This is a genomic window from Pilimelia columellifera subsp. columellifera (assembly GCF_039532605.1).
In the GTDB taxonomy this organism is placed as follows: domain Bacteria; phylum Actinomycetota; class Actinomycetes; order Mycobacteriales; family Micromonosporaceae; genus Pilimelia; species Pilimelia columellifera.
Genome location: NZ_BAAARY010000002.1, coordinates 152687 through 165165 on the forward strand (window position 1 = coordinate 152687; position 12479 = coordinate 165165).

Annotated in this window: 12 protein-coding genes; 5 read left to right on the plus strand and 7 right to left on the minus strand. The window is 71.3% G+C overall.

Going from position 1 to position 12479, the window contains the following annotated elements; genetic code table 11:
- Window positions 1–12 precede the first annotated feature (12 nt).
- Window positions 13–627, minus strand: coding sequence for a sugar O-acetyltransferase (locus tag ABD287_RS03675; RefSeq protein ID WP_344168182.1), 615 nt, complete (start codon window positions 625–627; stop codon window positions 13–15).
- Window positions 628–2163 (minus strand): signal recognition particle protein, encoded by a 1536-nt coding sequence (gene ffh, locus ABD287_RS03680; protein ID WP_344168185.1) that lies wholly within the window; start codon window positions 2161–2163, stop codon window positions 628–630.
- Between the two features lie 239 nt (window positions 2164–2402).
- Between ffh and ABD287_RS03685 the strand changes: the two genes are divergently transcribed.
- On the plus strand, window positions 2403–3185 hold the full coding sequence (locus ABD287_RS03685) for a hypothetical protein (RefSeq protein ID WP_344168188.1): 783 nt from the start codon (window positions 2403–2405) through the stop codon (window positions 3183–3185).
- On the opposite strand, the gene ABD287_RS03690 is transcribed toward ABD287_RS03685, so the two are convergent.
- Complete coding sequence (locus ABD287_RS03690; protein ID WP_344168191.1) at window positions 3182–3952, minus strand: YaaA family protein; 771 nt, start codon at window positions 3950–3952, stop codon at window positions 3182–3184. The two genes, ABD287_RS03685 and ABD287_RS03690, sit on opposite strands and share 4 nt — an antisense overlap.
- 455 nt (window positions 3953–4407) lie before the next feature.
- Between ABD287_RS03690 and ABD287_RS03695 the strand changes: the two genes are divergently transcribed.
- Window positions 4408–4839: a tyrosinase family oxidase copper chaperone gene (locus ABD287_RS03695; RefSeq protein WP_344168194.1), complete on the plus strand. Its 432-nt coding sequence runs from the start codon at window positions 4408–4410 to the stop codon at window positions 4837–4839.
- Window positions 4840–4884: 45 nt separating this feature from the next.
- Entirely contained in the window at window positions 4885–5700 is an 816-nt protein-coding gene (locus ABD287_RS03700; protein ID WP_344168197.1) for a tyrosinase family protein, read from the plus strand.
- Window positions 5701–5810: 110 nt separating this feature from the next.
- On the opposite strand, the gene ABD287_RS03705 is transcribed toward ABD287_RS03700, so the two are convergent.
- Together ABD287_RS03705 and ftsY are read right to left on the minus strand one after the other, a co-directional pair.
- Window positions 5811–7247, minus strand: a complete 1437-nt coding sequence (locus ABD287_RS03705; RefSeq protein ID WP_344168200.1) for a hypothetical protein — start codon at window positions 7245–7247, stop codon at window positions 5811–5813.
- Window positions 7248–7291: 44 nt separating this feature from the next.
- Window positions 7292–8500 carry a signal recognition particle-docking protein FtsY gene (gene ftsY, locus ABD287_RS03710; RefSeq protein ID WP_344168203.1) on the minus strand — a complete coding sequence of 403 codons (1209 nt, stop codon included), beginning with the start codon at window positions 8498–8500 and terminating at the stop codon, window positions 7292–7294.
- 56 nt (window positions 8501–8556) lie between these two features.
- Between ftsY and ABD287_RS03715 the strand changes: the two genes are divergently transcribed.
- Window positions 8557–10179, plus strand: a complete 1623-nt coding sequence (locus tag ABD287_RS03715) for an alkaline phosphatase D family protein (RefSeq protein ID WP_344168206.1) — start codon at window positions 8557–8559, stop codon at window positions 10177–10179.
- Between the two features lie 30 nt (window positions 10180–10209).
- Here the strand turns inward: ABD287_RS03715 and ABD287_RS03720 are convergent, their stop codons facing one another.
- Together ABD287_RS03720 and ABD287_RS03725 are read right to left on the minus strand one after the other, a co-directional pair.
- Complete coding sequence (locus ABD287_RS03720) at window positions 10210–10824, minus strand: superoxide dismutase family protein (protein ID WP_344168209.1); 615 nt, start codon at window positions 10822–10824, stop codon at window positions 10210–10212.
- A gap of 124 nt (window positions 10825–10948) precedes the next feature.
- Window positions 10949–11569, minus strand: coding sequence for an HAD-IA family hydrolase (locus ABD287_RS03725; protein WP_344168212.1), 621 nt, complete (start codon window positions 11567–11569; stop codon window positions 10949–10951).
- Between the two features lie 199 nt (window positions 11570–11768).
- On the opposite strand from ABD287_RS03725, the gene ABD287_RS03730 reads away from it, so the two are divergent.
- Window positions 11769–12476 carry a hypothetical protein gene (locus ABD287_RS03730; RefSeq protein ID WP_344168215.1) on the plus strand — a complete coding sequence of 236 codons (708 nt, stop codon included), beginning with the start codon at window positions 11769–11771 and terminating at the stop codon, window positions 12474–12476.
- Window positions 12477–12479: the final 3 nt, after the last annotated feature.

Genomic DNA, 12479 nt, shown 5'->3' on the forward strand with positions numbered 1-12479 from the left:
ACAGTCGCCTTTCTACTGAAGCGGTCCGGCCGCAACGGGGTCGTGCGGGCCGGGCTCGTCCGCCCGGCGGATCACCCGCGCCGGGTTGCCGACGGCCACCACCGAATCCGGCAGGTCCCGGGTCACCACGGCGCCGGCGCCGACGACAGTGTCCCGGCCGATGCTCACCCCGGCCAGAACGATCACACCGGCGCCCAGCCAGACGTTGTCGCCGATGGTGATCGGCCGCGCCGACTCCCAGCGGTCCCGGCGCGCGGCCGGCGCCACCGGGTGCTCGGCGGTGAGCAACTGGACGTTCGGTCCGATCTGGACGTCGTCGCCGATGGTGATCGGGGCGCAGTCCAGGGCGACCAGACCGAAGTTGACGAAACAGCGGGCCCCTAACGCGAGCTGGGTCCCGTAGTCGAGCCGTAACGGCGGCCTGATCACCGTTCCGTCGCCGACCGCCCCGAGCAGACGCGTCAGCAGCTGACGCCGTTGGAGCGGATCGCGGGCGCCGACGCCGTTGTACGCGTCGGCGAGGTCGGCGGCGCGCAGGGTGGCCTCGACCAGCTCCGGGTCGTCGGCCAGGTAGGGCAGGCCGGCCAGCATCCGCTGGCGCATGGTCGCGCCGCCGGCGTCGGCCACCTACTTGTCCTTGTCGCCCTTGCCGAGCTTGCCGAAGTCGAGCTTCGGCAGGGTGAAACCGCCGCCTTCGGCGCCGCCGAGCGCGTTCGGGTCCAGGCCCGGCGGCAGCTGCGGCATCCCGGCGCCGGGAAACCCGGGCATTCCGCCGCCGGCCCGGGGCCGGCTGCCGGCCTTGCCCTTGCGCTTGTTCTTGGGCGACTTGGTCGCCTTGCGGCGGCCGCCGGGCAGGCCCATCATGCCGCCCATCTGCTTCATCATCTTCTGCGCCTGGGTGAAGCGGTTGAGCAGCTGGTTGACGTCCATGACGGTGACGCCGGAGCCATTGGCGATCCGGACCCGCCGCGACCCGTTGATGATCTTCGGGTTGGAGCGTTCGGTCGGCGTCATCGACCGGATGATCGCGGTCACCCGGTCGAAGTGGCTGTCGTCCAACTCGGCCAGCTGGTCCTTCATCTGGCCCATGCCGGGCAGCATGCCGAGGACGTTGGCGATCGGGCCCATCTTGCGCACGGAGATGAGCTGGTCGAGGAAGTCCTCCAGGGTGAACTGCTCACCCCCGAGCAGCTTCGCCGCCATCTTCTCCTTCTGATCGGAGTCGAAGGCCTGCTCAGCCTGCTCGATGAGGGTGAGCATGTCGCCCATGCCCAGGATCCGACTGGCCATCCGCTCGGGGTGGAAGACGTCGAAGTCCTCCAGCTTCTCGCCGGTGGAGGCGAACATGATCGGCTGGCCGGTGACGTGCCGCACCGAGAGCGCGGCGCCGCCACGGGCGTCGCCGTCGAGCTTGGACAGCACGACGCCGCTGATGCCCACTCCGTCGCGGAACGCCTCCGCCGTGGCGACAGCGTCCTGGCCGACCATGGCGTCGACCACGAACAGGGTCTCGTCAGGGTTCACCGCGTCCCGGATGGCGGCCGCCTGGGCCATCATCTCCAGGTCGATGCCGAGCCGGCCGGCGGTGTCCACGATGACGATGTCGCGGGCGGCGCGGACCGCGTGGGCGATGGCCCCGCGGGCGACCTCCACCGGGTCGCCGACGCCGTTGCCGGCGGCGGGCGCGTACACCTCGACCCCGGCGCGCTCGCCGAGGACCTGAAGCTGGTTGACGGCGTTGGGTCGCTGGAGGTCACAGGCGACCAGCAACGGCTGATGGCCGTGGGCCTTGAGGTGCCGGGCGAGCTTGCCGGCCAGCGTCGTCTTGCCCGCGCCCTGGAGACCGGCGAGCATGATCACCGTCGGGGGCTGCTTGGCGAACTGGAGCCGCCGGGCCTCGCCGCCGAGGATCTTGACAAGCTCCTCGTGCACGATCTTGATGACCTGCTGGGCCGGGTTGAGCGCCTGCGACACCTCAGCGCCCCGGGCCCGCTCCTTCAGCGAACCGATGAAGCCCTTCACCACCGGCAGGGCGACGTCAGCTTCCAGCAACGCCAACCGGATCTCCCGCGCGGTGGCGTCGATGTCGGCGTCGGTGAGCTTGCCCTTGCCGCGAAGCTTGGTGAAGATCCCGGAAAGTCGGTCACTCAGGGTGTCGAACACGGTGGCAACGTCCATTCGGCAGCGACGGATACATGGGGCGTGCCCCGGCTGCCAGGGTAGTCGTCATCCCGCCCGGGGGCCGACGCCACCCGGACACCCCCCGGGGCGGGGCCACCGACCCGCCTGCGGGCGGCCGAACGAACGGCCTGATGACGCAGAACCTGGATGTTCCACGCCCACGCGCCGCCCCGCCCGATTAGCGTCAAATCGCTCAGGTGATACGACTGCGGAGGGCCGACATGCCATCAGGCGCCGCCGACGAACCGGGCCGCCTTGCCTCGACGGACCCGCCGCCCGCCGACCTGCCGACGGGCCACCCCGGTCCCGACCATCCGACGCCGGCGGGCAGGCCGGCGCGCGCCGGCCGGGTCTGGCCCTGGGTGGCCGGTGGCACGCTGGCGGCCCTGCTGCTGCTCGCCTGCTCCGGGCTGAGCGGCGTGCTGTTGAACCTCGGTGTCGCGCACATCATGCAGACCTACGGCGTGTGGGACGGCAAGGTGGACCCTGCGGCCGCCGCGGCGGCCCGGGCTAGCTGCGACGGCCAGAGCTACCTGGGGCCGGTCCCGGACACCGACTACTGCGCGGACGTTCAAGGCCAGGTGATCATGGATCGTCTGACCTTGACCGCCACCCAGCTGCGCCGCGACGCTCGCGACAGCGTCTGCTCGACCGTCAGTTACCAGAACGCGACCGGTGACGACATCCGGTACAGCCCAGCGGATTGGCGGCTACAGAGCCCCGGCGGGGCCCAGGCGTCGAGCTTCCAGTGGCTGGGCGGCGACAGCGGCGCGGTCCCACAGTGGCGCCCGCAGGAGGAGTCCGACCTGGGTGAGGGGAACGTTGTCGATGGCGGCCGGGTCACCGGCAAGGTGTGCTTCCCGCCGACCAGGGCAGGCGCCGGGTACGCGCTGATCTATGCCGCCGACCAACTGAGCGCCGACATCTGGGAGGACGAGCCTGCGTCCGCGCGTCGCGGAATCTGGATCAAGGAGGTTCCGGCGGCGTCGAAGCCGGTTCGCTAATGCTTCAGGCGGACGCTGAGCCCTCTGCCGCCGAACTCCCGGCACACGAACGCCGGCGCCGCTGGCGTGCTGAGCGCCCGGTCGAAGGAGTAGCCGATCTCGGCGAAGCCGTGCATCGCGTCGGTGCTGTCGACCCGGGAGGTGATCAGCCAACGCGCGAACGCGCCCCGGGCGATCTTGGCGTGGACGGTCACGAATGTCGGTTTGCCCGTCCGCGGGCTGACGGTGAGGAACCGGGGCGCGACGAGTCGTGACGGGCTGACGAAGCGGGTGACGGTCTGGCCGTACTCGGTGGCGGTGAGATCGACGATGGGCCCATCGGCCGGGAGCTGACCGACGATGCTGTCACCCCAGAAGTCGTACAGGCTCCCTGTCCCGATGCGGTACCCCATCTCCAGGCGGTACGGACAGATGCCGTCGTCGGGTCGAAGAATGCCGTACAAACCGGACAGGATACGTAGTCGATCCGCAGCGTGCTCCCGGTCGGCGTCGGACAGCTCAGTGACTTGGAGCCCGCTGTAGATGTCGCCGACGAAGCTGTCGACCGCCGCGCCGCCACCGTCGGGCCGCCACTGGCGGTGCAGGTCATGGGTGCGTTCGGCCAGCGGCTGGGAGACGCCCATCACCGACGCGATGTCGGCTGTCGACATCGCGCGCAGGTGGCCGATCAGCTCGGCGGCTCGGTCGAGCAGGGCCGGCCGGGTCAGCGGACGGGCCGACGGACGCGGCGCGCGCATCGCCTTCGACGAGTGCAGCAGGATTCTCACGCCACGATTGTCCCCCGGCCGTCACGGCGCCCCGGGCGCGTCGGGCGCTGACGTCCAGGAGGGACGCTCAGCCCCCGCGTCTGACGTGGACGTCGTTCCCGGAGCCCGAATCCGACGGCCGAATCACGTAATGTGCCGTAGATCACATACGCGACGGGCGGCGTCTTTGCCGACCCCACCGGCGGGCGGCCGGGTCACCGATCATTGGGCCGACCTGCACGCGAGCGACCCGCGGCTGTTCGTGGTCCGCCCACACCCATCTGGGCCAGTGGCCGAACGGACGAGTTCAACCGACAACCGACCAGTTGCCGGCCTAAATTCCGCGCTGCTAATTTCTGCACGCGTTGACGGGTCGCGCCGGAGAAACCGGTGCGGCGAATGCTCTCGACAGATTCACCAGGCGAGCCCTCACAACCCTCACTCGCCCCCCTCACGTAAGGACACTCATGCCCGACATGAATCGTCGCGACTTGCTCCGGTACAGCGCCGCCGCGGCCGTGGCGACGGCCACCGCGGCCGGCGTCGCGAACCTCGCCGCCCCCGGCCTCGCCGCCTCCGACAAGCCGACAGCCAAGGACGACCGGGACTTCGAACTGGACTACAAAGGCAAGAAGATTAAGGGGACGCACGACAAGGCGAACAAGAAGCACAAGGTGACGATCAACGGCAAGAAGCTCGCCGTCATGGAGCTTGAGCTGCCCGCGGCCGAGGACTCCGCCGCCACGATCACCGCTGTCATCAGCGCGCTCACCCACTACGAGCCATTCCAGCTGGACGAGAAGGACAACAGGCAGGGTCTGAAGAAACTGGCCCAGAAGGCCGTCGATGTGCTCGGCGACGAGGAACTCACCCCCCTCGCTGGCGAAGACCACGAGCACGGCCGCTGACCGCCGCCAACCCCCGCCTGCAATCTCGTCCGAAAGGCACACGAAATGGGTAACCGAAAAAGCGTAGCCGCCCTCACGACTACGGAAAAAGCTAACTTCGTCGCCGCCGTAAAGGCGCTCAAGGCGCAGACGACCGGACGTAACTACGACTGGTTCGTCCGCACCCACATGACGTACTTCTCAACAGTCAGCGGAATCCGCTACGCCCACCAGTCGCCGTCATTTCTGCCGTGGCACCGGCAGTACCTCACCGAGTTCGAGAACGCGCTCAAGGCACACAACCCGGCCGTCGACCTGCCCTACTGGGACTGGACGGTGAGCCGGACCACCACCGGCGCGCCGTTTACCTCGGACTTCATGGGCGGCAACGGCCAGAACGGCAACGGCCCGGTCACCACCGGCCCGTTCGCCGGCGCCACCAACTGGCGGATCAACGTCAGCAGCACCACCTCGACCTCGCTGCGGCGGGCGATGGGCGGCACGCTGCCGACCTCCACCCAGGTCAACCAGGTCCTGGGTTACTCGACCTACGACGCCTCGCCGTGGAGCTCCAGCACCAGCAGCGGCATGCGTAACCGGATGGAAGGTTTCCTCGCCCCCAACATCCACAACTCGGTGCATGTCTGGATCGGCGGGCACATGGCCCAGCAGGACTCCCCCAACGACCCGGTGTTCTTCCTGCACCACGCCAACATCGACCGCCTCTGGTCGCGTTGGCAGACCACCTGGGGCTTCGGGACCAACCGCTACCTTCCGGGCGGCAACACCACCGGTGTGCTGGATGTCAACGAGGTCATGCAGCCGTTCGGCAATACAGTCACCTCGGTGCTCGACCACCGCGCCAGTTTCACCTACGTCTGATCGAACAGTCAGCCGGAGCCTCCGGCCCGGCTGACGTCGGCTACGACAGGCGTAGAGCCAACCCGACCGGTTGGCCCTACGTCTGTCTGATGTGGATCACCTCAGGCGGGTCAACGGGCGGCCGCTACCCGGACCAGGCCCGTCAGCGTGCCCTGGTAGAACACCCCGCCGGCGGTGACGGTGCCGGTCATCTGCAACGGATTCACCAGCCCGAAGCCCAGCCCCGTGGACGAGGTCACCGAACCCGAGTCCGCATCCACCGTCGCGTAGTGGAACGGGTCCGCGTCGGTGTTGAGCAGCCCGGCCTGAACCACCGTGTAGATGGTGCGGTCAGCCATTGACAGCCGCGGCAACGCCGCCGACCGGGTCCGGGTGCTCCAGCGCGGCTCGCAGCCGCCGCCGTCGGCAGCGACATCGATCCGGGCCACCCCGCCGGAGAACGGCGCATCCGCGGGGACGCTGGGGCCGGCGTCGGCCGGCAGCGCCGGATAGTCGTAGCCGTAGGTGTTCACCACGAACACACTGCGACCGGAGGCGACCACCGCGTTCTCGCTGCCGCTGCCGGTCCGGTCGGTGAACAGGGAGGTCGAGCAGACCGGGTCGCCGTTCGCGGCGGCGAGCACCCGCAGCCGCATGTGCGGGTCGGCGTTGTCGGTGATGGCCACGTACTCCGTCCCGGTCGCCGGGCCGAAGAACACCGGCGTGGCGCCGCTGCCCCAGCTCAACTGACCGGGCTTGCGGGCCACGCCCCGGTCGTAACCGGCACGCCACAGCACCCGCGGGGCGCCGGCCGCGTCGCTGTCGAACACGTACAGGGCGTGGGTGCTCACCACCGCGGTCCGACCGCCCGGGGCGGTGGAGATGCTGTTGGCGACCCGCTCGCCGGCCGGCAGCTGGTGGGTGCGCGCGGTCCCGTCAGCGGCGACGACGCCCACGACGCCGGCGGCGGTGGCGAACCAGACCCGGCCGTCGTAGCCGGGCATCAGCGCGGTGACCGCGTCGTCGGCGGGCACCACCGCGACAAGCGACGTCCGCTCGGTCACCGTGAGCCGCCACCGGCCCAGGTAGCCCCGGCCGTGGCCGATCCGCAGCAGGTTCCGCTCGCCGTCGACCAGGACGAGCTGGTCGCGATCGTCCAGGTAGGCGTAAACCCCACCCAGCAGACTTCCCGGGGCGACGGGGAGGCTGGCCAACGATCCGCCGGTGGCCGGATCGAGCAGGTGGACCACGGGCCTGCGGGTCATGGCGTCGGTGCACAGGGCCACCGGGTAACCGTCGCTGCCGTGGACGATCGCCGCGCAGGCCGCCGCGAGGACGGTCCGCGTCGTCGTCACCGAGCGGCCCGGCCCGGCCATCGGGAAGGCCTTCGCGGAGGCGCTGTCGCCATGCATCGTCGCGCCGGTGGTCGCCGCCAGGGCGGGGTTCGCCGGCGCGGACGGGCCGAACGGCTCCCCGGCGGACGCTGCGGCGGCCGGGACCGGGACGACCAGCGCCAACGCCATCACCGCGCCGATGATCGCTGGACGGGTGTGCGAAAGCCTGATCACGAGAGGTGTCTCCTTCGGGGGCGGTGTCGAGGTGGCGGGCGGGTTCAGCCCGCGTCGGACAGCAGGGCGTCGACGAACTGCGTCGGGTCGAACGGCGCCAGGTCGTCGGCGCCCTCACCGAGGCCGACCAGCTTGACCGGAATGCCGAGCTTGCGCTGCACAGCGATGACGATGCCGCCCTTGGCGGTGCCGTCCAGTTTGGTGAGCACCACCCCGGTGACCTCGACTGCCTCGGTGAACACCCGCGCCTGCTCCAGCCCGTTCTGGCCGGTGGTGGCGTCGAGCACCAGCAGCGTCTCGCTCACCGGACCGTGCTTCTCCACCACCCGCTTGACCTTGCCCAGCTCGTCCATGAGACCGACCTTGTTCTGGAGCCGACCGGCGGTGTCGATGAGCACCGTGTCCGCGCCGACGTCGATGCCCCGCTTGACGGCGTCGAAGGCGACGCTGGCCGGGTCGCTGCCCTCCGGGCCCCGCACGACCTCGGCGCCGACCCGGCTGGCCCAGGTGGTGAGCTGGTCGGCGGCGGCGGCCCGGAAGGTGTCGGCGGCCCCGAGGACGACGCTGTGACCGTCCGCGATGAGCACCCGGGCGATCTTGCCGCAGGTGGTCGTCTTACCCGCGCCGTTTACGCCCACGACCAGCAGGGTGGCCGGTCTTCCGTCAACCGGGCTCGCGGCCAGGGAGCGGTCGAGCTGCGGGTCGAGCGCGGCGACCAGCTCCTCGGCCAGCAGGGCGCGGACGTCGTCGGGGGTCCGCGCGCCGAGCACCTTCACCTTCTCCCGCAGCCGGCTGACGATGACCGTGGTGGCCTCCATCCCGACGTCGGCGGTGATGAGACTCTCCTCGATCTCCTCCCAGGCGTCCTCGTCGAGGTGATCGCGCGACAGCAGGGTCAGCAGGCCCTGCCCGAGCAGGCCCTGCGAGCGGGAGAGCCGGGCCCGCAGACGGACCAGCCGGCCCGCGGTCGGCGCGGGCGTCTCGACGGCCGGAGCTTCGACCGACGTGGCCGGCTCCGCCACCGGCGCTTCAACGGCCGGCGCTTCGGCCTCCGGGGCCGGCTCCGCCACCGGCGAAGGGGCCGGGCGGACCGGAGCCGGCGCCTCTACGCTGGCCCGTGCCGCCGGAGACGGCGGCGCCTCGGGTCCGGGAGAAGGCGGGCCGGGACGGCGGCGCAGCCGGGGCACGAGGAACGCGATGCCGGCTACCAGCACGACACCGAGCAGAATCAGGATGTAGACGACGTACTCCATACCGAAATCCTGGCAGACGCCCGGGACGACGGCGTCGGCGAGCCCCGGAGGACCCTGTGCCAGAAGCCCATCTCATTCTCGGTCCGCTGTTGCGGCGGGTCGTGGGCGCGCAGGCCACCGTCTGGGTGGAGGTCAGCCAGCCCGTCATCGTGCGGGTGCGCGCGGGGGCGGCGTACGGCGAGGCCAGCAGCTTCAGCGCCTTCGGCCGCCACTACGCGCTGGTTGTCGTCGACGGGCTGACGCCCGGCGCCACGACCCCGTACCAGGTGTGGCTCGGCGACCGGCAGGTCTGGCCGCAACCGGACACGTCCGGCCCGCCGAGCGTCATCCGCACCCGCGGCGGAACGGACGAGCCGGTACGGCTGGTGTTCGGCTCCTGCCGGGAGGCCACCCAGCGCACCACCGGCAGGGGCCTGGGCCCGGACGCCCTGGACTCGTACGCGCGCCGGCTTTCGAACTCGCCGGAGGACTGGCCGGACCTGCTGGTGCTGCTGGGCGACCAGGTCTATGCCGACGAGACGTCCCCGAAGGTGCGCGGCTGGCTACGGGAGCGCCGCCGCAAGGGCTACGCGCCCGACGACCAGGTGATGACCTACGAGGAGTACACCGCCCTGTACCTGGAGTCCTGGCGTGACCCGGATATCAGGTGGCTGCTGTCGACCGTGCCAAGCGTGATGATCTTCGACGATCACGAGATCATCGACGACTGGAACTCGTCGGCGTCCTGGCGGGCCGACATAGAGCAACAGCAGTGGTGGGCGGAGCGGATCACCAATGGCATCGCCTCGTACTGGGTCTACCAGCACCTGGGCAACCTGACGCCGGACGAGATCGCCGCCGACCCGGTCTGGTCGGCGGTCCGCGCCGCCGACGACGCCACCGCGATCCTGTCCGAGTTCGCCGCCCGCGCCGATCGTGACACCGGGTCCTACCGGTTCAGCTACTACGTCGACCTGGCCGGCACCCGGCTGGTGATGCTCGACAACCGGGCCGGCCGGGTGGTCGAGCCGGGACGGCGCTCGATGCTGCCGGACCAGGACTGGCAGTGGTTCGCCGAGCTGGCCGCCGGCACGCCCGAGCACCTGGTGGTCGGGGCGTCGCTGCCGTGGCTGCTGCCGCCGGCGGTGCACCACATGGAGAACTGGAACGAGCGGCTGGCCGAGTCACGGCGTCCGGTCGTCCGTCGGCTATCCGAGCGGCTGCGCCGGGCGTTGGACCTTGAACACTGGGCCGCGTTCCGCGCCTCGTTCGATCGGCTCGGATCGATCCTTCGGGCGCTGGGCTCCCGACCGGCGCCGCCGGCGTCGATCAGCGTCCTGTCCGGCGACGTGCACCACTCCTACGTCGCCCGCGCCAACCTCGGCCCGGGGGTGACCGCGCCGGTGCACCAGCTCACCTGCTCGCCGCTGCACAACGAGGCGCCACGTTTCCTGCACCCGATGCTGTCGATCGGCTGGCGCCGTCCGCTGGGGACGGCGGCGCGGGCCGTCGCCCGCACCGCCGGAATCCCCCGGCCCAGCGTGCGGTGGCGACGGCTCGCCGGACCGTACTTCGGCAACTCCATCGCCACCCTCACCCACCACGGGCGGCAGGCGGACGTGCTCATCGAGGGCACCACCCCCGACGGCGCGTTGATCGCCGTCGCCGAGACGCCGCTGACCGCCCCGCCCACCGGCTGATCCTCCCGACCGCCGGGTCGGCTGGGGAGCTCAGTGGCCCATCAGGGTCAGGCAGGCCACCCGCGCGCCGGCCTGGCCCGGGGTGCGCGGGTTGGTGCTGGTCCGCTCGGCGTGGACCACCATCGAGCGCGGGACCGCCCGCAGCGCCCACGGGTTCCGGGCCAGCGCCATGGCCGTGCCGTGCCGGTCGGTGCGGAAGTCGAGCCACACCTCGTTGAGGCGGTTGGCGTAGCGCGGGTCGTCCGGCGAGCCGACCCGCTGCTGGTAGTGCGGCCCGGCCGCGGCCGGGTCAGGGCCGCAGGCGTTGACGTGCAGGTGCGCCCCGTAGACCCGGTACGGCAGCAGCCCAGCGACCGTGAGCACGGTCTTGGTCACCGGACGGCGGTGCCGCAGCGACGCCGCTGTCAGGTGCGCCATCGCCCCGTCTGGCGCCAGCGCCGCGTCGTACCGGAACGCGCCACCGGCCCCGTCGGCGGTAAACGCGCCATGGCCGCCGATCATGGCGGGCCCGCCGTGACCGACGGCGAACCGCCCGCCAGTCGAGTCGGCGCCCGCTGGAACGCCGGCCGCCAGGGCTGGGGCCGATACCGAAGCGGTCGCCACCAGCACCGCGCCGACAGCTGCCGCGATCTGACTCCTACGCATCGCACTCCCCCGATCGCCGTTGTCTCTCCGTCGATCAGGGAACCTGCCACGACGCGCGTTCAGCCGCAGGCGGTCCGCGCAGGTTGGCCTGTCCGGGCAGTCGAACGGGTCACCGGCGAACGGGTCACAGTCCCATGGCGGCGCGCAGGTAGGGCAGGTCAGCGGGGCCGCTCCATCGCAGCGCCGGCAGGTCCGCCGACCGCGCTCCGCGCACGTTCCTTTCGGCGTCGTCGACGAACAGGCAGTGCTTGGGCAGGGCGCCGACCGCCGCGCACGCCGCCGCGAAGAACTCCGGGGCCGGCTTGGGATGCCCCACCTCTGCCGACGAGACGACGGCGTCGAACTCGTCGGCGACCCCGAGCAGCCGCAGGTCGTCGCGCAGGTCGTCGGTGGCGTTGCTGGTCAGGGCCACCGGGCGGCCAGCCGCGCGGACCTCACGGACGAACGCCAGCGCCTCAGCGACGATCTCGCCCCGGTAGGCGCCCCACTGGTCGACCATCGCCAGGGCGGCCGCCGGTCCGCCAACCCGTTCGGCGAAGCTGTCGGCTATCGCCGAGCGCCACTGCGCCCGGGTGGCGTGACCGGTGATCGCCGGCAGAAGTCGGGGCCCGTGCAAACCGGCAGCGAGGATCTCCCCGGGCTCAAGGCCGTGCCGGACCTCGACGGCGGCGGTGTGCGCCGGGTCGTACCGGCGCAGCACCCCATCGAAGTCGATGAGCAACGCCGTGGCGTTCTCGCGTCGCACCGTGGACTCCTCTCGCCTGGGCCCAGGCGCCAACAACAGCCGTGAGCCGGAACTGACCACCCTAAGGCAGCACGACCGCGGCGCCGTAACCCAGGCGCTGGACCACGCGATGCCCAGCCATCGGCGCCCGTGCCAGGCATGTCCGCGGCTACAGGAATCGCTGAGGCGGACCACAGCTGGCCTCGCTACGGTCCCCGGAATGAAGCGCACGTGCCGCCGGACAGCAGCATCGCTGAGTCTGCTGGGGATTCTGGCGGCCAGTTCGGCGGCAGGGGCGCTCGCGGAACGGAAACCGAGGACTGCCGGACCGAGCCCGTCCCCGCCGACAGCCAGCAGCCGGGCGACGCCGCCGCCCGGCCCGGGGACAACCAGATCGTCGACGCCGGGCCCCGACCCCACCGGCTTCACCGACGACTCCGGCATCGTGTGGGCGCCGGTAGATTCCGTCGCCGCCGCTTCCCGGGCTGAGGCGATCACGGCCTTCATGACCAGACGGTGTCCGGAAGCCGCCGCTGGCGTCGTCTTCAGCGACCGGACCGGAAAACTCACGATCCGGGTACGCGCCGGGATCCCGGGCGCTGAGCAGTGCGCCACGTCGGCCCGGGCGGCGACGGCGCGCTGGGGCGCCGGTGGTCTCGCCGAGGGCGTCGAGTGGACAACCTTCTCCCTGGCGAGCCTCAACCGGGATTTCCAGACCCTCAAGGCGGTCGGCGGATGGGCCGGACCCCTGACAGACGCGGTGACCCACGTCTCCAGACACCAGCTGGCGGGGACGATCGAGATCAGCACCAAGAACCCGGCGGCCGTTGACGAGCTGCTGGCGGCCGCCCGCCGCACGGTCGCCTCCGGGGTCACGGTCCGGTTCAACCCCAACGGAGGCCCGCGGCTGCAGGCCGGAACGGGCTGACGG

What these genes read in the sequence shown, in the direction of transcription:
- ABD287_RS03695 (WP_344168194.1), top strand. Translation starts at nt 4,408, where the DNA reads ATGAATCGTCGCGACTTGCTCCGGTACAGCGCCGCCGCGGCCGTGGCG.
- ABD287_RS03700 (WP_344168197.1), top strand. Translation starts at nt 4,885, where the DNA reads ATGGGTAACCGAAAAAGCGTAGCCGCCCTCACGACTACGGAAAAAGCT.
- ftsY (WP_344168203.1), bottom strand. Translation starts at nt 8,500, where the DNA reads ATGGAGTACGTCGTCTACATCCTGATTCTGCTCGGTGTCGTGCTGGTA.
- ABD287_RS03730 (WP_344168215.1), top strand. Translation starts at nt 11,769, where the DNA reads ATGAAGCGCACGTGCCGCCGGACAGCAGCATCGCTGAGTCTGCTGGGG.
- ABD287_RS03720 (WP_344168209.1), bottom strand. Translation starts at nt 10,824, where the DNA reads ATGCGTAGGAGTCAGATCGCGGCAGCTGTCGGCGCGGTGCTGGTGGCG.
- ABD287_RS03685 (WP_344168188.1), top strand. Translation starts at nt 2,403, where the DNA reads ATGCCATCAGGCGCCGCCGACGAACCGGGCCGCCTTGCCTCGACGGAC.